The sequence below is a fragment of the Nodosilinea sp. AN01ver1 genome (assembly GCF_050565655.1).
Classification (GTDB): domain Bacteria; phylum Cyanobacteriota; class Cyanobacteriia; order Phormidesmidales; family Phormidesmidaceae; genus Nodosilinea.
The window spans coordinates 118,469-135,167 of sequence record NZ_JBNXVS010000010.1 but is presented as its reverse complement, the minus strand read 5'-3'; the positions used below and the strand labels follow the sequence as shown (position 1 = coordinate 135,167).

Annotated in this window: 16 protein-coding genes and 1 pseudogene; 10 read left to right on the top strand and 7 right to left on the bottom strand. The window is 57.0% G+C overall.

Translation table 11 applies throughout. The annotated features are described in order from the left end of the window. Positions 1 to 4 precede the first annotated feature (4 nt). A complete protein-coding gene (locus ACQ4N7_RS10940; RefSeq protein WP_430711633.1) occupies positions 5 to 1,471 on the bottom strand; it encodes an LCP family protein in 1,467 nt (488 codons plus the stop codon). A 397-nt stretch (positions 1,472 to 1,868) separates the two neighbouring features. On the opposite strand from ACQ4N7_RS10940, the gene ACQ4N7_RS10935 reads away from it, so the two are divergent. The 3 genes from ACQ4N7_RS10935 to ACQ4N7_RS10925 all read left to right on the top strand — a co-directional run bounded on the left by ACQ4N7_RS10935 (position 1,869) and on the right by ACQ4N7_RS10925 (position 4,254). Beyond that, complete coding sequence (locus ACQ4N7_RS10935) at positions 1,869 to 2,927, top strand: mannose-1-phosphate guanylyltransferase (RefSeq protein ID WP_430711632.1); 1,059 nt, start codon at positions 1,869 to 1,871, stop codon at positions 2,925 to 2,927. Between the two features lie 195 nt (positions 2,928 to 3,122). Further along, positions 3,123 to 3,962 (top strand): hypothetical protein, encoded by an 840-nt coding sequence (locus tag ACQ4N7_RS10930; RefSeq protein WP_430711630.1) that lies wholly within the window; start codon positions 3,123 to 3,125, stop codon positions 3,960 to 3,962. 145 nt (positions 3,963 to 4,107) lie between these two features. Further along, the gene (locus ACQ4N7_RS10925; RefSeq protein ID WP_430711629.1) at positions 4,108 to 4,254 is read left to right on the top strand and encodes a hypothetical protein; all 147 of its coding nucleotides are present in this window, start codon (positions 4,108 to 4,110) and stop codon (positions 4,252 to 4,254) included. Positions 4,255 to 4,445: 191 nt separating this feature from the next. Here the strand turns inward: ACQ4N7_RS10925 and ACQ4N7_RS10920 are convergent, their stop codons facing one another. After that, positions 4,446 to 4,835, bottom strand: a complete 390-nt coding sequence (locus ACQ4N7_RS10920) for a hypothetical protein (protein ID WP_430711628.1) — start codon at positions 4,833 to 4,835, stop codon at positions 4,446 to 4,448. Between the two features lie 525 nt (positions 4,836 to 5,360). Between ACQ4N7_RS10920 and ACQ4N7_RS10915 the strand changes: the two genes are divergently transcribed. From ACQ4N7_RS10915 to ACQ4N7_RS10900, 4 genes and pseudogenes are all read left to right on the top strand, one after another. Then, the gene (locus tag ACQ4N7_RS10915) at positions 5,361 to 6,362 is read left to right on the top strand and encodes a nuclease A inhibitor family protein (RefSeq protein ID WP_430711627.1); all 1,002 of its coding nucleotides are present in this window, start codon (positions 5,361 to 5,363) and stop codon (positions 6,360 to 6,362) included. Positions 6,363 to 6,659: 297 nt separating this feature from the next. After that, complete coding sequence (locus ACQ4N7_RS10910) at positions 6,660 to 6,869, top strand: hypothetical protein (protein WP_430711626.1); 210 nt, start codon at positions 6,660 to 6,662, stop codon at positions 6,867 to 6,869. A gap of 5 nt (positions 6,870 to 6,874) precedes the next feature. Further along, entirely contained in the window at positions 6,875 to 7,282 is a 408-nt protein-coding gene (locus ACQ4N7_RS10905; protein ID WP_430711625.1) for a hypothetical protein, read from the top strand. 129 nt (positions 7,283 to 7,411) lie between these two features. Continuing rightward, positions 7,412 to 7,867: pseudogene (locus ACQ4N7_RS10900) on the top strand (GFA family protein). Between the two features lie 202 nt (positions 7,868 to 8,069). Here ACQ4N7_RS10900 and ACQ4N7_RS10895 read toward each other — a convergent pair. The 3 genes from ACQ4N7_RS10895 to hemE all read right to left on the bottom strand — a co-directional run bounded on the left by ACQ4N7_RS10895 (position 8,070) and on the right by hemE (position 12,378). Next, entirely contained in the window at positions 8,070 to 10,103 is a 2,034-nt protein-coding gene (locus ACQ4N7_RS10895) for an elongation factor G (protein ID WP_430711624.1), read from the bottom strand. Positions 10,104 to 10,458: 355 nt separating this feature from the next. Continuing rightward, entirely contained in the window at positions 10,459 to 11,256 is a 798-nt protein-coding gene (locus ACQ4N7_RS10890) for a PD-(D/E)XK nuclease family protein (protein ID WP_430711623.1), read from the bottom strand. Positions 11,257 to 11,316: 60 nt separating this feature from the next. Then, positions 11,317 to 12,378, bottom strand: a complete 1,062-nt coding sequence (gene hemE, locus ACQ4N7_RS10885) for a uroporphyrinogen decarboxylase (protein WP_430711622.1) — start codon at positions 12,376 to 12,378, stop codon at positions 11,317 to 11,319. 295 nt (positions 12,379 to 12,673) lie between these two features. Between hemE and ACQ4N7_RS10880 the strand changes: the two genes are divergently transcribed. Then, on the top strand, positions 12,674 to 13,192 hold the full coding sequence (locus ACQ4N7_RS10880; RefSeq protein ID WP_430711621.1) for a phycobiliprotein lyase: 519 nt from the start codon (positions 12,674 to 12,676) through the stop codon (positions 13,190 to 13,192). Here the strand turns inward: ACQ4N7_RS10880 and ACQ4N7_RS10875 are convergent. Together ACQ4N7_RS10875 and ACQ4N7_RS10870 are read right to left on the bottom strand one after the other, a co-directional pair. Continuing rightward, entirely contained in the window at positions 13,185 to 13,433 is a 249-nt protein-coding gene (locus ACQ4N7_RS10875) for a hypothetical protein (protein ID WP_430711620.1), read from the bottom strand. The genes ACQ4N7_RS10880 and ACQ4N7_RS10875 overlap by 8 nt on opposite strands. A 185-nt stretch (positions 13,434 to 13,618) precedes the next feature. Further along, a complete protein-coding gene (locus ACQ4N7_RS10870; RefSeq protein ID WP_430711619.1) occupies positions 13,619 to 13,960 on the bottom strand; it encodes an NfeD family protein in 342 nt (113 codons plus the stop codon). 230 nt (positions 13,961 to 14,190) lie between these two features. Between ACQ4N7_RS10870 and ACQ4N7_RS10865 the strand changes: the two genes are divergently transcribed. Further along, entirely contained in the window at positions 14,191 to 15,678 is a 1,488-nt protein-coding gene (locus tag ACQ4N7_RS10865; RefSeq protein WP_430711618.1) for a hypothetical protein, read from the top strand. A 24-nt stretch (positions 15,679 to 15,702) separates the two neighbouring features. Further along, positions 15,703 to 16,386: a helix-turn-helix domain-containing protein gene (locus tag ACQ4N7_RS10860; protein WP_430711617.1), complete on the top strand. Its 684-nt coding sequence runs from the start codon at positions 15,703 to 15,705 to the stop codon at positions 16,384 to 16,386. Positions 16,387 to 16,699: the final 313 nt, after the last annotated feature.

Sequence of the window (16,699 nt, the reverse complement as noted above, 5' to 3'; positions counted from 1 at the left end):
CGGGCTACTGGAGCGGAGCCTCAGGGGCTTGGCTGGCGCGCTCCACCCAGTCTTGCCCCACCCGAATGGTAATGTCAGAGCCCAGGTCGCCGGTTGACTCCGACAGCGCTCGCCCCGTGCCCAACAGCGACTCAACGACACGGGCGCTATCGACATCGCCCTGCTGAGCTACCACTTCCGTACGTGCTATGGTGCCAGACCAGTCATTGATGGTGTAGACGTTGCTAAACCCGTTCTCGCGCAGGTAGTCGGCCACCGAGGCTGCCTGATCGGGCTGCCCAGAGGCATTTTGAACCGCGATCGCCAAATCGGCCACGTAGCGCTCCGGGGAATTGTTGGCGTAGACGCCAATCGCTTCGGCCTCAAAGAAGTTCTGCATCACCGTGGCCGAAGCTTCCCAGTTGGGCAGCCAGTAGCTGGCGTTAAACTCGGCTGGGGTGCTAAATCGACCGGGCAGCATGACCATTTGCAGCTGATCAGACTCGATCTCGAGGCCAAAGTTGGCGATCGCCAGCATTTCTTCCAGGGTGAGGTTGGTATCGACATAGCGCTGCAGCACCCGAATCGCCTGGGGCAGTTTGGGAATAACGGCAGGGTTGGTCAACCGCTCGCGCAGGGCTTTGAGCAGCATTTGCTGACGCTGCACGCGGCCAATGTCGCCGCTGTCTTTGCGGTAGCGGGCAAACTGCTCGGCCTGATCGCCATTGAGGGTCTGCCAGCCGGGGTAGAGATCGATGTAGAGGCCCTGGGTGCGATCGGTGTACTCCATGCGAGTAGGCACATTGACCTCAATGCCCTCCACCAGATCGACCATCTCCCGAAAGGCGGCGGTGTTGATGCGCACGTAGCGGTCGATCTGAATGTTGCCCAGGTTATAGCCCAGGGTTTGGGCTACCAGCTCTGGCCCACCCAGCACGTTGGCCTGGTTAATTTTATCCATGCCGTAGCCCGGTATCTCCACTCGGGTATCGCGGGGAATTGACATGACATTGAGGGTACCGGCCTCAGCATCAACCCGCACCAGCAGCAGCGTATCGGTGCGGCCCGAAAATACCTCGTCTGAGGTGGGCTGAGCATTAGGCACTTCGTCGATGCCCATGACCAGAATGTTGACTGGCCGCGTCACCTGGTAGCGAAAGCCCGCCTGCCAAAGGTCGCCAAAGCTGCCGGTTCGGTTGGTATCGCCGCCCAAAAAGTCGGGCAGCGGCGCGGTGAGCGCGATCGCCGCCCCCACGACCGCCGCCCCCGCCGCCGTGCCCACAAACAAACTACCCCACAGCAGTGAGTTGAGCAGACGCCGCGCCGCGCTGGGCTGAGGAGTCAGATTGACCACAGTCGTCCCTGGCTGAGTAGGATAGCTGACTGAAACAACCGGCTCGGCCTGTTCAACGGTTGGCTCGACACCGGCCGACGGAGCGGGGTGGGCGGGGCTATCTGGCTGAGACTCAACGTTTTGCAAAGGGGTTGTCATGGATACCTACTTAACCTGCTGCGACGCCCTACCAACATAGCCCCTGTCACGACCTGCCGCTGTAGCCTCAGCACGGGTTTAACGCTAAAGGGCAGGCTAGGGCTAAATTACGCCGTCCCTGTAGGCAGGACCGGAGTCAACCCTGGAGCCCTGCTAAATCTTCGCAGCAGGTGATGTGTTAATCAATATTAAGCGAATTTTACCCTTAACTCTCCCCCTAGGGGATAGGATCAAGCCACTTAATGTCGGTGGATCTACAGGTCAACGAGCGCGCGGTGGTAACGCTGAAGCCCAAAAAGCTGATTTCAACCTGAGGCCAGCTATTTTGGCTATTTCTCAGGATCACCGCTGCACTACTGCGACTACATCATCTTTAAACTCTAGAGACAGAACTATTATGGCTGCACTTATTCCTATTATTTTGGCTGGGGGCAAAGGCGAACGGTTTTGGCCCGTCAGCCGCCTGGCCCGCCCCAAACAGTTTTTGTGCTTAGACGGCAGCGATCGCAGCCTGCTACAGGCCACCGCCGATCGCCTGCTGCCCTTAGCCGAGGGCTGGGAAAATATGTGGGTGATTACCGCTGCCCACCTGGCCGATCGCGTACGCGAGCAGCTGCCCGAACTGCCCGAAGCTAACTTGCTAATCGAGCCAGTGGGGCGCGACACTGCCCCGGCGGTGGCCTGGGGCACGCTAGAGGTGGCCCAGCGCTACGGCGACGATGCCCTGGTGGGCTTCTTTCCGGCTGACCACTGGATCGCCGATCAAGACGCCTTTTGCCAAACTCTAGAAGCGGCAGCAGAACTGGCGGGCCAGGGGGCGATCGCAACCCTCGGCATTGCGCCCACCTACCCGGCCACGGGCTATGGCTACATCGAGCAGGGCCAGGCCACCGGCACCTACGGCGACCTCAGCGCCTACACCGTCAGCCGCTTCACCGAAAAACCCGACGCCCTCACCGCCCAAACCTTTATCGACAGCGGTCGCTTCAGCTGGAACAGCGGCATGTTCGTCTTCCCTGCTGGGGTCATGATCGACGAGCTTAAAACCCACGCCCCCGACCTGATGCAGGCGCTGATCGCCCAAGGGGTAGAGGCCTACCCCAGCCTCGACAAGCTCAGCATTGACTATGCCGTTATGGAGCACACCGATCGCGCCCAGGTCATGCCTGTCACCTTCGGCTGGGATGACCTGGGCGACTGGAACGCCGTCGAGCGCCTGCTGAAGCAGCCCGGCGATCAAAATGTGGATCTGGCTACCCACGTGGCCCTCGATACCGCAGGCAGCATCGTCTACTCGGCTGACCCCGACGAAGTAGTGGTCACCATTGGCCTGGAGGATGTGGTGATTGTGCGCGACGGCAACGCCACCCTGATTGTGCGCAAAGACCGCACCCAGGACATCAAAGCCGCCGTCAAACAGCTCGGCGCTGAAGACCGCTTTCAGCACCTGCTGTAGCCTGGCCACAACCCACGGCTGATCTCCATCCCAAGACCTGTATCGAGACACATGTTGGGATGGAGATCAGGGTCGGGATCCTCAGCCTTTGCATCAGAACGATCCAGGTTGGACAACGGTTGATATAATTTCGGGATCAGCCGTTTATACCTGCGCTATGCTGCGGAACTCTGTGGCGTGCGGCAGCTTTGAGCCATGCATCCAACCATTGACGACATTGACTTCCAGGCCCGCCAGGGGAGTGTAGCCGCCATCATTCAGATTTTGAATGAGCACTTTGCGGAGGAAGGCATTCGCACCCGCGCCATTCAAGACAACGGCATTCTCCAACTGTTAGTCGAAGCGCCCAGCGCCGATGCCCTGCCCCGAGAGGCCGTGGTCGACCAGGTTCGTCACGTTCTGGAGACGATTAGCCCCAGAGGCATTAGCCGCGTCAATATCAACAGCCGCATTGTGCAGGAGCAGCAGCTGCTGTGGCTCGACGAAATTAAGCGCGACCCCGAAAACAGCCTGCTGTGGTCAGAGCCGATCGTGCTCAAGCGCCCCAACCCAGCGGCTCGTCTCTGGCGCGACCTGCGTGCCCCCCGCCAGCGCAACCCTTTCTTAGACGACGTCTACAAAAAGAAACCGACCAGCAGCCGCAGCGCCTTCTGGCGCGGAATTATTGGCGGAGCCAGTTTGGCCCTGCTGCTGCTGCTGGTGGGGTGGGCCACCAAAGACTGGCTAGGGGTCGATCTGAGGTTGGGCGCACAAAATGGCACTCCTAGCGAGGCTGAGCCCACCGCTGCCCCAGCCGCCCCAGCGGGGCAAGACCCCTTTGTGCTGGCCGTACGCATTGCCCAACAGTCGGTCGAAGACGGCAAATCGGCCACTACGGCTGCCGAATGGCTAGACTTGGCCGTGCGCTGGCAGCGGGCAGCTGACTTAATGGCCGAAGTGCCGCCTGAGGATGAGCGCTACCCGGTCGCTCAAGATCGGGTGCAGACCTACTCTGCCAACAAAGCCATGGCCCTAGCGGAAGCCGAAAAGTTCTAGTTTTCTCAGCCTTTTGACATAGATCTGGGGCGAGCGCCCACTTCTATGCAAGACCTAGCCAGGTCGATGCAAAGGGCGCATAACGCCGTAGCTAGCGCCTGGAGAGATTTGTTATATCAGAGCTATAGAAGCTCTGTATATTGCTATGTCTACTTTAAAGTCCTCGCAGCCCGCCTCTGCCCCCTCTACCTCCGCCCGCAACGCCCTCGAAAACCGCGAAGACTTTAGCCTCTGGGCCGAGGCTGTCAAGCAGCAAATGCTAGAAGCTCTGCAAAAGCGTCAGCGCAGCTAGGGTCTGTCATGAGTGCGATGCGATCGCAAGCTGCAATCAGCAATCTGAGCCTCTAGATTTTTAAACTGCTGTGCCACATTGGCGATCGCGGGGCACAGATTACAAGCAGAGGCGATCAGGTACCGGGTTCCTGGTACTGTTGACCAAAACCAGGCGACAGCCGGGGAACCCGGTACCTATAACAACGAGACTTACTCAATCAAAACGGTTTTGGTGAGAATCGCCATCCACGTCTCGGCTCCGCTCGACGACCTCGGCTCGTCTCCGCTCAACGATCGTGGCTCGTTTCCGGTCGCTGAGCGGAGTCGAAGCGACCAGGTTGCGTCACCCGCGACTCCGTCGGGCGGCGCGGGGATGGGTTCGCTCCAGTCGTTGGGGTCGGCGTAGCCCAGGGCGTAGAGGATTTTGATGGTGCGATCGATGCCCGCCAAACTGCCAAAGAGCATATGGCGCACCTTCTCGGGGTTTAGGAGCCGGGTCCCTTTGCCTTGGCCCCCAATCCCTGGCGGCAGCGGTAGGGACCCGGTCCCTGGGTTGGTCTCTTGGTTGTCGCTGGCTTCTGGTTCGAGATATTCAAACATCGGTTCTGTTTCCTTGTATTTGGGGAAGAAAACAGAACGCGAAAACCCTAGCCGCCCGCAGCGCAGGTGCAAACTGAGGGGGCTAGGGTACCATGGGCCTAGCCTCGCAATCTGCTTCGGAGACTTGCGGGGTTAGCTGTCTGTTGGTGTTGCAACCACCTTCAGACAGCGCCAAGATTTTCGAGTTCTGTGAAGTCACCGCTCTGCTGAACGGCTTAACGTAAAAGAGTACTGATACAGACGCTCTCCGTCAACCGTACAGGTTGGCACGATGCTCTAGCGGCTAGTTTTAGGCAAGATAGGTCTACCTATCTACCCTTAAGAAGGCTACTATGCAAATTAGATCAGTCCAATAACTTGTTAAAAGTAAGAATCTTACAGTTTTAGCAAAATACGGGTTTTCTTACTGAATAGAATAGCTGAAAGAATTATCTAGGAAGAGTTTATGAGAAATACGATTAGGATATTCTCCCTTTGACGGAATTGATATGTTTCAGAATTTCATATTGAATAATAGTAATGTGCATGAAGCTAAATACTGCAAAATTACTCAAAGAAATTGAAAAAGCAGCACAAGGATCGTCCTTTGGCAGTGCAAGCGATCACCCAATTCTGCCGTTTATCTGGGAATTTGATCAGAAAGGCATTCTTACACCAGATAAGTTACTGATTTCGGAAGGATTTCTTCGAAAAGAAAATATTGATGATATCTTTCCGCAAAACCTCAAATCAAAAAGGATAGATCTCATTGAGGCAATCCAGGGGGATGATCAACTCCGACAGGAAACTTTTGACTTCTTGTCGTCAAGCAATATAAGTGTTGATGACGTCAATGTCAACAATATTTATCCACAAAAGCTTAGATATCTTTTCTTGGATAAAAAAAGTCTTATTGAGAAAATGCATAAAAATGATCAAAGGCAGAAAGAATTATTAGATTTTTTATCGTCAAATTGCAAATTAGTTGAGGCCTATAAGGCAACGAAATGTGATACTGATGATTACCCAGGCAATGAATTTGAATCATTTCCACTGATTGTTGCAGAATTTTCAGTTAATCAATGGATTGGTTTTGTGCCAAAGATAGATGTAGATTCATCTGCATATAGGGCAGAAAAAATACGTGATGATGCTATATGTTTTTCAAAGCAAAAAGGAGAAACAGATGAATCTCTGGATTTCTTTTTGAATGAGGTCGTGGAACGACTCTCTAGCATGAAATTTATTACTAGACAATATTATGAACCAGACCATGAAGTTGACACATATATTTTGGAGACTGCTAAAAATAAGGAAACATTGCTTTCTCGATTGATGTATTCGAATGGATTTATAAATATATGTCGATTTGAAGATTTTAGTAATGAATTTGAAAATCTGAAGCCTCTAGATGAACTTCTGAGATCTAATCTAACTGACTTGCGAGAGTATGTCGTTGGATGTATGTCCATTTTTTATCTCTATGATGTTGGACAGACTATAAATGGTGATTGGGTGGGTGTTCGGACTGCTGCTGTCTGGACTTAGTATCCTCTGTTCTCCCTCATCGCAAGTAAATTGATTCGACAGCGATCGCAGATCTCCTGTAGGTTGGGTTGACGAAGGAAACTCAACAAGCCCGAAAGGATCTTACTCCCAAACCATCGTGTCTTGAAGGGTAATCTCTATCAGTTCCACAGTCATTTTGACTGAATGGTTGCATCGTTTTTCTAGGTGTTGGGTTTCGCTAGCTCAACCCAACCTACTTACTATCTAAGATAGCTGAATCATTTGAGAAATAAGGGTTAAAATTTGAACATGGCTTTTCTGTATGGAAACAAGCGTATGACTTTGTCTGAAGTTCTACCCTCCGTTCGCCAACTCTCCATCACCGAGAAGCTAAAGCTGATTCGGATTTTGGCAGAGGATCTAGAGGCAGCAGAAGATATCTCGCCCTTAGAACCCTTCAGAACCTACGGTTTACCGACTCCCTACAACAGCTTTGGGGCTGGCGCTACTTTGATGCAGGCTTTAGAGTCAGCGGATCAGGCTTAACGGTTATGCACTTCCGCTACTCCACCATTGATCTCTCCCAAAATGAGTTCGATAGTCTTCCACGGGTACCGCTGATTCTTCGTCGCGAGGGGCGTATAGTTGAAGCTCTGGGCTTAGTTGACAGCGGCGCAACCGTCAACGTTATGCCCTACGAACTGGGCCTACAGCTTGGGGCCACCTGGGACGACAGCAGAGCCATCATTCAACTGGCAGGAAATTTGGGCAACCAACCAGCCACACCGTTCTTCGCGATGGTTCAAGTAGGGGATTTTGCTCCAGTTCAATTGGCCTTCGCCTGGACTCAAAGCCGGAATGCGCCGCTGATTTTAGGGCAGACTAACTTCTTTATAGAATTTGATGTGTGCTTCTACCGTTCCAAGATGGAGTTCGAGGTTAAGCCCAAGTCGCCGTAAACGGTCTAACACCTCAAAGCAGCGGACAGTATAAAAGTTCTGGCTGAGCTGTATATGTTATCTACCGCCGCTGGCTTTCATCGTTAGGACAAAAATTCTGTTGGCGAACGAAGCGCTAGGGAGTCAGTGATGACAGACAGTAAATCTCACAAAACAGGTCAATGTAGATGCGGGCAGGTGCAGTTTGAAGTCAGCGCAGAACCGCTGATGACAATGGCGTGCCACTGCACCGGGTGCCAGCAAATGACCGCCAGCGCCTTTAGTTTGAGCACCCTTTACCCCAGCAGCGGGTTCAAAATAACGCAGGGTGAACCTGCGATCGGGGGTCTGCACGGCGCAACGCGCCATTATTTTTGTGCCCACTGTATGAGCTGGCTATTCACCCGCCCCGAGGGTATGGATGACTTCGTCAACGTGCGATCGACCATGCTGGAAGGTGCCCAATCTTTTAGTCCATTCATCGAGACCTACACCGACGAAAAGCTACCCTGAGCAACAACCCCTGCCGTCCACAGCTTTGAAAAATTTCCACCGCCAGAAGCTTTTCCGGCGCTGCTCGCTGAATTTTCTGAACAGGCTAAATAGTTTGCATCCGTAGGGTGGGTTAGGCGGCACCTTACCCCGCCGCCAATCATTAACCTGTCGCACCGCCGTAACCCACCGCTCACTCGTAGCAAGAGTCTCCATTTGGGTGAGCGGTGGGTCCGGTGATTGGCTACGGCGCAGGGGTGAGTCAACAGCGATGACCCACCCTACGGATAAGTAAGGCGGTGTTGAGCGAGTGAGGTTAGCGATCGCCCCCCGTACTGGCCAGTATTCTCTCCGTCAGCTTCTCAGGCACCGGGTCGAGGTGGTCGTAGGTCCACTTAAAGAAGCCCACGCCCATGGTCAGCGATCGGAGTTCCAGAATCATGGTCTGCATTTCAGCCTGGGGCAGGTGCCCCGTCACCACATCCCAGCCGGGCCAGTCGGCTTTGCCCTCGTAGCCCAAAATCTGCCCGCGCCGCCCAGTAATCAGCTTCAGCACGTTGGAGGTGTAGAGGCTGGGTACCGAAATTTCGACCTGAGCGATGGGTTCGAGCAGGGTGGGGGTGCAGGCTGCCAGCCCCTCCTGCATGGCGATACGGGCCGCCTGCTTAAAGGCATTGTCGGAGCTATCGACGTTGTGGTACGAGCCATTGGTGAGCGTCACCGCCACATCCACCACCGGAAAGCCCAACGGCCCGTGGTCGAGGTACTCGCGCACACCGTTCTCCACGCTGGGAATGTACTGCTTGGGCACCACGCCGCCCACAATCGTGTCGCTAAAGGCAAAGCCATCGCCGCGCGGCAGCGGCTGAATGGAGAGGTACACATCGCCAAACTGGCCGTGGCCGCCGCTCTGGTGCTTGTAGCGCCCGTGTACAGAGTCTTTGGCCTGGCGAATGGTCTCTTTGTAGGGCACCTGGGGCAGGTGGGTGGCCATGGGCAGGTTGTACTTGCGGCTGAGGCGATCGATCGCCAGCTTCAGGTGCACATCGCCCTGGCCCCAGAGAATCACCTCGTGGGTGTCGCCGTGCTGCTCCCAGAACAGCGAGGGGTCTTCTTCGAGCAGCTTGGTGAGGGCGGCGCTGAGCTTAACTTCGTCGCTGCGCTTGGCGGGGGTAATGGCCAGGGCGTAGACCGGGTCGATGACTGGGGCCTTGGGCAGCGGCGTATCGGCGTAGTCGCCTGCCGTGGTCAGGGTGTCGCCAGTTTGGGCACCCTCCAGGCGAGCGACGGCGACAATGCGACCGGCCTCAGCCCGGCTGAGGCTGCTCTGCTGGGTGCCCATCAGGTCGTAGAGGCCGCCCATGCGGTCACCATTCAGGCTATCGCCATCCTTCAGCTCGCCGCACCACACCCGCACCAGCGACAGCTTGCCGCCCTGGGGGGTGTAGTAGGTTTTGAGCACCTGGGCCAGGGTATCGTCATCGCAGGCAATGCCTCTGCGATCGCAGGTAATGCTCGGTTCAGGCGCTTCTTTCACCAGTGCGTTGAGCAGGGGCCGCACGCCGTAGTCAGCCAGGGCCACGCCAATAAACACGGGCACAATCAGGTCGGCCCCCAGCTCCATTTTCAGGTCGCGAACAATTTCGTCTTCCGGGGGGGTAATATCCTCCAGCAGTTCTTCGAGCAGGTGATCGTCGTAGTCGGCCAGGGTTTCGAGCATTTCGGCGCGGGCGGCCTGCTCCTCTGCCTGAAGTGAAGATGGCAGCGGTACAGGGTCGGCGGGGGCACCGGGGTGGTAGTGAAAGGCCTGCTCAGTGACCAGGTCGATGAAGCCCACCAGGTCCTGATTTTGGCGAATCGGGTACTGCTGCGGAATCACCGGGCGAGAGGAAACCTGGCGCAGGGCGGCCAGCACCTCGGCAAAGGTACCGTTGGCGCGATCGAGCTTGTTGATCCAGATCAGGTGCGGAATTTCCCAGGTGTCGAGAAATTGCAGCAGGGGCGAAAGGGTGAGCACCTTGTTGGGGTCGGCTTCGCAGACCACGATCGCGGCATCGACCCCCATCAGGGCATGGTTGGTTTCCTGCTGTAGCTCAACCGATCCGGGGCAATCTACAAACGTAAAACAAATGCCGCCGTACTCAGTACTGGCGGCATTTAATTCGACGGTCATGGCGCGGGCGCGGGCCTCCGGGGAGCTATCGCCGAGGGTATTGCCCTCATCGACGCTGCCCTTGCGGGTAATGGCTCCAGTGACCGAGAGAATGCTTTCGAGTAGGGTTGTCTTACCGCTAGAGTAAGCACCCACCAGCGCCACATTGCGCCGGCCTGAAAGGACGTTTTGGGTCATCATAAACTCCTTGCCATGTAGCGATGGCATGTAGGGAAAGGCCTACAAAATGCAGGCTGGACGAGCTTGATGTGAAGCGACTCAGCTGTGTCTAATTTCAGGTTAACCCGACCCTAAACCCTTGCTTAACCAGGTTCTAGAAAGTTCACCTGTTGAAGTTTTGTGGTGAAGTTTATCGTGAGTTTTATCGGTGTGTAACGGTACATTTAGAGTAACCGTCCCCTGAGCGGAGTCGTAGGCTTTGCCGCCCCTGAGGGGCTAGGGGATATCTCGGGTAGGCTTTGGCTTTCTCCCTTTGGGAGACGCAGAGCGAACGACTTCGCTCAGCCAGCATAATTTTAGGGACAATTACCATTTAGAGGGGCACCTCGGCGATATCGGCGATCGCAGGCAAAACCATTGCCCCTACGTCCCCAAATCGCTCAGTCCACCGCTGGCAGCGCACCACATAGGAGCAATCGGCGCAGTAGCCCTGAGTTGGATCGATCTGAGGCAGATCGCCACCAGAGGCTAGCAGATCCGTGAGCCGATCGGTCAGCCGCCGCAAATCAGCCTCGGTGCGGCGATGCTGGGCCTCGCTGTAGGCGATCGCAATGCTGCTGGGCGGCTCAGAGCGGTCTGCTGCACCGGCCTTTGAATTGGGAGGAGCGACAAACCAGTAGGTCATCGAAACTTGCTCAGGCGTCAAATCGCCAGTTTCGACCAGCAAGTAAAGATACAGACGCGTCTGCCACGCTTTGGTCAGCTGCGCCTGGGTGGAGGGGCGCTGATAGGTCTTCCAGTCGATAATTTGGCCCCGACCTGGCTCCAGCAGCAGCAGGTCGTAAATAGCAGTCAGGAGGTAGCCATTGAAGGCCAGAGTGCGGCGATGCTCGCTCTGGCGAAAGCGATCGCCCTGGGGCGCAAACAGCTCCGGCGCAGCGGTCAGCAACCCCTGCACCGCCGCATCCAGCGCTGCATCTGCCTCAAGAAAGCCCTCAACAGGCAGGCCCAGCTCGCGCTGCTGCATCACCTGGTGAAACTGGGTGCCCCACCGCTGCCGCTCCAGCATTTCCGGGTCGGTAGGCACCGGCACCTGCTCCAAATAGCCGTACTGGTAGCGCCGGGGACAAACTTCTAGCTGACGCAGGTGGCTCTGGGTGAGGGTAAGCATGGCCTGGGACCCTGTGTAGGGGCACAGCATGCTGTGCCCCTACTAGAATGACACGGTGAATCAGACAGTTGCCAGCAGTTTATCGACGTTCTTGGCCGTCTCGAAGAAATAGGCAGCATTTTCTTCGGGGGTGCCGGGCAAAATACCGTGGCCCAGGTTGAGAATGTGGCCCCGGTTGCCCGCTTTTTGAATGGTGTCGAGAATGCGATCGCGGATCAGCGCCTGAGAGCCAAACAAAATCGCCGGGTCAATGTTGCCCTGCACACCAATGCTGGGGCCGAGGCGACGGCGAGCCTCCGCCATATCCACCGTCCAGTCCACGCTGACAATATCGACGCCCGACTCGCCCATCAGGTCAAACACGCCAGCGCTGCCGCTGATATAGAGAATCAGCGGGGTGTCGGGGTGGGTCTGCTTCACCTGCTGCACTACCCGCTGCTGGTAGGGCAGGGCAAAGGTGCGGTAGTCCATCGGGCTGAGCTGCCCGGCCCAGGAATCAAACAGCTGCACCACCTGCGCGCCGCAGTCGATCTGGTAGCGCACGTACTGGGCGATGTTGTCGGCCAGCTTGCCCAGCAGGGTGTGCAGCATGGCGGGTTCGCTAAAGGCCATACCCTTGATGTTGGTGTAGCTCTTCGAGGTCTTGCCTTCCACGGCGTAGGCCGCCAGAGTCCAGGGCGAGCCCACAAAGCCCAGTACCGCTGCATCGTTCCCTACTTCGCTGCGCAGGGTTTGCAGAATGGTGCGAATGTAGGGCAGCGCCGTCTCAGGATCCAGCTCGTGCACCGCGTCGATCTGCGCCTGGGTGCGGATGGGCGGATCGATGATCGGCCCCTTGCTCTCGACGATGTCGAAGGGAATGCCCATGCCCGGCAGCGGCGTCAGAATATCCGAGAACATGATCACCCCGTCGGGGCGAAAGGCGCGCCAGGGCTGCAGCGAGATCTCGATCGCCAGATCGGCGTTTTCGGAGCGATCGCGAAACGACGGATACTTATCGCGCAGATCGCGGTACACCTTCATATAGCGCCCAGCCTGGCGCATCATCCACACGGGGGGACGCTCCAGCACCTCGTGGCGAGCGGCGCGGAGCAACAAAGGTACCTGGTTCACTGCGGTCATGGAAGGCGTCACCAATTTTTTACAGAACAGCGGTTTATCAAGAACAGCGTTGTATAAGCGCCAGTTCAAACGTGAACTTAAAGCGTAACCGTTAGCTTATCACTGTGTGATGCTCTCTAATTCTTACGGGAAAAGGGGTTCAGCACTTTTTGTATCGCAACATTTGTACACAATTAGCCAGCCCCTAGAGAGCACCGTTTTAGCGTCAATAAGCGCCAATTTTCGCTCTAGAAAAGGTGCGCTTCACCGTAGAATTAAAGACTGTGACTATGTTGGCAAACCGCAGATTATTTCCATGGACATTGTGAACTTTTTTGAAAGCCTGGCTGGAAAGTGGTTTTCTCAGCGCACGACCCATAACCTGGCTGGGCAGAGTTCTCAAGCGGGGCAGTCTAATCTGGTGATTGAGTTTTTGGCCGCTACCGATAGCGAGCTCGCCCAGGTCTGTGCGCCCCTGAGCCATGACTCCAACCAAATTGCCTGCGGCTTGCGCGTTCACCAGGACAGCCAGCTCGATGGGCAACCGCAAAAAATGCAGAGCACTGCCCTCATGGTAATTTTTGCCCCTACGGAAGCAGGGGAGGGAGTATTGGTGCAGGCCGCCGGGTCATCGGTCCTTGAGGGACGTTACCGAGTTGAAGACGAGGTGCTTTCCATTACCACCCCTACCGAAACCGGGCAGGTAGAAGAACGCCTGTGGTTTGTAAACCCCAACCTGCGCATGCGCACCAGCGTCGTCAAAGTCGGTGATACCGAACAAATAGCCTCGTTTTGCTCCGAAATTCGCATGGGGGTGAGCAAACCGGCTACCTGACCACTGCGGTCACAATCGTCGTCATGGTAGCGATCGCCAGCAGACCAAAGGCCAGGTTTACCACCCACTGTGAGGCCTGCTGATAGGCCGCAAAGCGAATGCTGAGTTCCTTGGTTTCCTCGGTCAGCTTTTGAATCGCTTCGCTATTGTGCTGAATGGCTTCGCTGTTGTGCTGGATGGCTTCGCTGTTGCGCTCTACCAGAGCTTCAATGCGATCGAGGCGGTCTGTACTGGCGGCCATAGGCTGCTCTCCCTTACCCATTGCAACTATTGCCCAAAAACCAAAGAAAAATCCCCCGGTTATAAGCGGGGGACTTGTGGTGGTGGCTTTGGTGTGCTGGTTTGAGACCGCTCAATTCAACGGGGTGATGGCGGTCTGCTAATTGTTGTGATTCCGCCGTCAGCGGCTGCACCTGTGTAGGTTTGTTATGGCGTGGGCAGCTGGTCGGGATGGCTGGGCTGCGGGCTGGGTAGGGGTCTGATCATCAGTTCATTGCCTTTGCGGCCCAGCACGGCCACCAGATCGCCGGGCTGAAAGTCGACCCCCGGCTCGACCGGAATGGCGGTCCAGTAGGTGGCCTCATACTTAACTTGGTAGCGCGATCCGGGTCGCAGCACGTCGGCCACCTCGGCGGTGTAGTCAGACCAGGTGCCTTCAAAAACCTCCTGAATCTCATCATCGTCTTGTCCCCAGGGCACATGCTCAACGGGGCCTGGCTCTAGGGGAAATTCATCGGGCTCGGGTTGGGCTGGGGAGAAGTTTGTCATGGCGATCGCACCTCAGTGCTAAAAAGATATGGGCTAAGCGAGTATGGGCAAGAAACCGGGGATGATCGATGGCTCATGATCGATGGCTCATGCCCTGATGTCTCCCCAACGTTTGCCGGTCGCGCAGTAGAATGCCACCAGCAAACATCACCATTTATGATGAACCAATTGCGACGGCTGTGACACTGTCGTGCAGTATGAGGCTTGGAATGTGAGGGTAGTGGTTGGCTATGGCAGGGTCTCAAATTGAACAGTGGCAGGAGCCAGAACTCCAGGTTGACGGGGCGGTCGAGGAGGCCGCAACGGCGGCGGCGATTACGCTAGCGCCGCCACCGCCGCTGCCGCGACCCCGCTGGCAACGGCGATTGGCGATCGCGGCTGGCGTCGGTGCCCTGGGCGGGCTCGGTACCCTGTTGTGGTGGTTGTTTGGGCGTACACCGCCCCATCCCTATGTGATCGACCTGTCGCCCTCCCAGAGCGAATATGCGACAGCCGAGGCCGAGTCACCCCGGCTGAGCTGGCAGGTCAGCCATCCTCGCCAGGTCGAAACCATGCTTTTGCGGGGTTATGCCCCCGATGGCACGCTGATCTATGGGCCTGAAACCTACGACTTGTCTGACGGGCTGCCCGTTAACCTGTTGCCCTACTGCACCCAGACCGGTCGGCTGCTGACCTGTCGCGAAGTTCCCCTGGAGCTGCGCGAGCCAGGTCAGTACCGCTTTGAGCTGACTCTGCTGCCCGATATAGCGCTCAACCTGCCCCCCGTGGTGGCCGAGAGCAGCCTGGTGACGGTGGCCGACCTGCCCCAGCCCACCGTGGTCGAACTCGCCCCCGACCAGGTCATTTACTCCGAGGCAGGTACTCAGGTTGGGGCCAGCAGCGCCGATATGGCTCCCCCCGTTACCGAAGCGGGCATTAGCGTCAGCTGGATTGTTACGCACCCTGAAACCCTGCAAGATTTGCTGCTGGTGGTCAAACGACCCGATGGTGCCACTTTGGGGGGCCGTCGCTTTAGCCTGCGCGACCCCGAAAATCCAGGCCAGGTGGCGCTGCCCGATGCGCTGCAACCCTACTGCCAGCTGCAAGACCGTCTGATCTGTCAGGGCGTGCCCACCGGCATGCTTGAGGTGGGTCAGTATCAGTTTGAGCTGACCCCGGTGCCGGTTAATCTGGGCGATCGCGAGCTGCCCGCCGCCAAGCAGAGCGAGGTCGTCACCATTGAACCGCGCCCGGTGCGCATCGCCTCATTCACCATCAACGGGCGCGAGGCCCAGCCTAAATACCTGGTGCCGGTCGAGCCTGGGCAGCCGATTCCTGGGTTTCAGGTGGCCTGGCGGGTAGAAGGCGGTTCTACCGCTAAAGTTGAGCTGCTGCCCTCCCCCGGCACCGTTGGCCTGCAGGGAGCCCTGGCAATGCCGCTGAGCCCGGCGGGCACCACCACTGTTACCCTGCGGGTAACCGATGGCCAAAACCCACCTCTGATACGCGCCGTTACCTTTGAAACCTTCAACCCCCGCCCCAACCAGCCGGTAATTATCAATCAGGGGGGCGGCGGTGCTTCCAGCGGTAGTGAAGACGCTCCAGCCTCCCAGCCTGCGGCCCCCGCTCGGCCCCGCGATCCGCTGGGCGAAAGCCTGCGCGATCGCGATTCATCGGCTGACCAACCCCTATCCGATTTACAGACCCGCCCCCCCGAAGACCTGGATTTGAAGTTTTAGACGGTATTTAGCCTGGGCGGGGTTATGGCAACAACAGATCTTGACTCGGTAGACTACAGCCCGGTCCTGCGATCGCTGATGGCCCAGGCCGGTCTGACCAGCTATCGATCGCTCAGCCGTGCCAGCGGCGTCCCTCGCTCGGCCCTTGATGCCCTGCGCCGGGGCCAGGTCGGTCGGCTCCAGGTATCCGCCCTGCAGCGCCTTAGTCAGACATTAGGGGTGCCCCTGGAGGCGCTGGTAGCCAACTTTAGCTCCACACCATCCCTAGAGGTACCACCTCTGAAAGCAGCCAGCGATGGCACCGAAGGCATCAGCCAAATTAAGGCCCTGCGCCAGGAGTGCGATCGCCTTCAAACCCAGCTTGCCGCTCAGGCCGACGCCGTGCGCCAGCAGGTGCAGCAGCAGGCGATCGCCCAGCTAGAGCCCTGGCTGGTGCAGTGGCCTACCGCCGTCCACGCGGCCCAGCAAAAGCCCGACCTACCCGCTCAAAAGCTAGTGCCGCTGGTGCGGCCCGTAGAAGCCCTGGTGCAGCAGTGGGGCATCACCCCCATTGACTCGGTCGGGGCTGAGGTGCCCTTTGACCCCCAAATTCATCAGCCCAAAGCTGGCAACCCTGCACCAGGGCAGACGGTGCGGGTTAGCCATGTGGGGTATCGGCAGGGCGATCGCCTGCTGTATCGCGCCAAGGTTAGCCCAATTCAGCCCTAGACGTTGGAGTTCCCCTGTTGGTGCCTGCCCACGGCATTTTTCATGCCCGCTTTAAAATTTCCATAAAGTTTTAGATTTGCCTTCGATTTTTTACGGAATTTGGGCCTCAGCGTGGGAATCTTATGCGTGGGTGAGTCAAAACCGGGCAAGCCCAGCTTACGTTGCTATACAGAACTCCACTTTCTAGCCGAACTACTTATATCTGAAAAGCTCCTGGCCCTCGGGCCGGGAGCTTTTCGCTGGGGCAAAGCAATTTTGGATATTAGATTAGCGATTTTGGATTCTCCCCTTACCTCCTCATCACCTCACCTTC

Coding starts and splice junctions, on each gene's coding strand:
- ACQ4N7_RS10940 (WP_430711633.1), bottom strand. CDS start 1,471: ATGACAACCCCTTTGCAAAACGTTGAGTCTCAGCCAGATAGCCCCGCC.
- ACQ4N7_RS10935 (WP_430711632.1), top strand. CDS start 1,869: ATGGCTGCACTTATTCCTATTATTTTGGCTGGGGGCAAAGGCGAACGG.
- ACQ4N7_RS10930 (WP_430711630.1), top strand. CDS start 3,123: ATGCATCCAACCATTGACGACATTGACTTCCAGGCCCGCCAGGGGAGT.
- ACQ4N7_RS10925 (WP_430711629.1), top strand. CDS start 4,108: ATGTCTACTTTAAAGTCCTCGCAGCCCGCCTCTGCCCCCTCTACCTCC.
- ACQ4N7_RS10920 (WP_430711628.1), bottom strand. CDS start 4,835: ATGTTTGAATATCTCGAACCAGAAGCCAGCGACAACCAAGAGACCAAC.
- ACQ4N7_RS10915 (WP_430711627.1), top strand. CDS start 5,361: ATGAAGCTAAATACTGCAAAATTACTCAAAGAAATTGAAAAAGCAGCA.
- ACQ4N7_RS10910 (WP_430711626.1), top strand. CDS start 6,660: ATGACTTTGTCTGAAGTTCTACCCTCCGTTCGCCAACTCTCCATCACC.
- ACQ4N7_RS10905 (WP_430711625.1), top strand. CDS start 6,875: ATGCACTTCCGCTACTCCACCATTGATCTCTCCCAAAATGAGTTCGAT.
- ACQ4N7_RS10895 (WP_430711624.1), bottom strand. CDS start 10,103: ATGACCCAAAACGTCCTTTCAGGCCGGCGCAATGTGGCGCTGGTGGGT.
- ACQ4N7_RS10890 (WP_430711623.1), bottom strand. CDS start 11,256: ATGCTTACCCTCACCCAGAGCCACCTGCGTCAGCTAGAAGTTTGTCCC.
- hemE (WP_430711622.1), bottom strand. CDS start 12,378: ATGACCGCAGTGAACCAGGTACCTTTGTTGCTCCGCGCCGCTCGCCAC.
- ACQ4N7_RS10880 (WP_430711621.1), top strand. CDS start 12,674: ATGGACATTGTGAACTTTTTTGAAAGCCTGGCTGGAAAGTGGTTTTCT.
- ACQ4N7_RS10875 (WP_430711620.1), bottom strand. CDS start 13,433: ATGGCCGCCAGTACAGACCGCCTCGATCGCATTGAAGCTCTGGTAGAG.
- ACQ4N7_RS10870 (WP_430711619.1), bottom strand. CDS start 13,960: ATGACAAACTTCTCCCCAGCCCAACCCGAGCCCGATGAATTTCCCCTA.
- ACQ4N7_RS10865 (WP_430711618.1), top strand. CDS start 14,191: ATGGCAGGGTCTCAAATTGAACAGTGGCAGGAGCCAGAACTCCAGGTT.
- ACQ4N7_RS10860 (WP_430711617.1), top strand. CDS start 15,703: ATGGCAACAACAGATCTTGACTCGGTAGACTACAGCCCGGTCCTGCGA.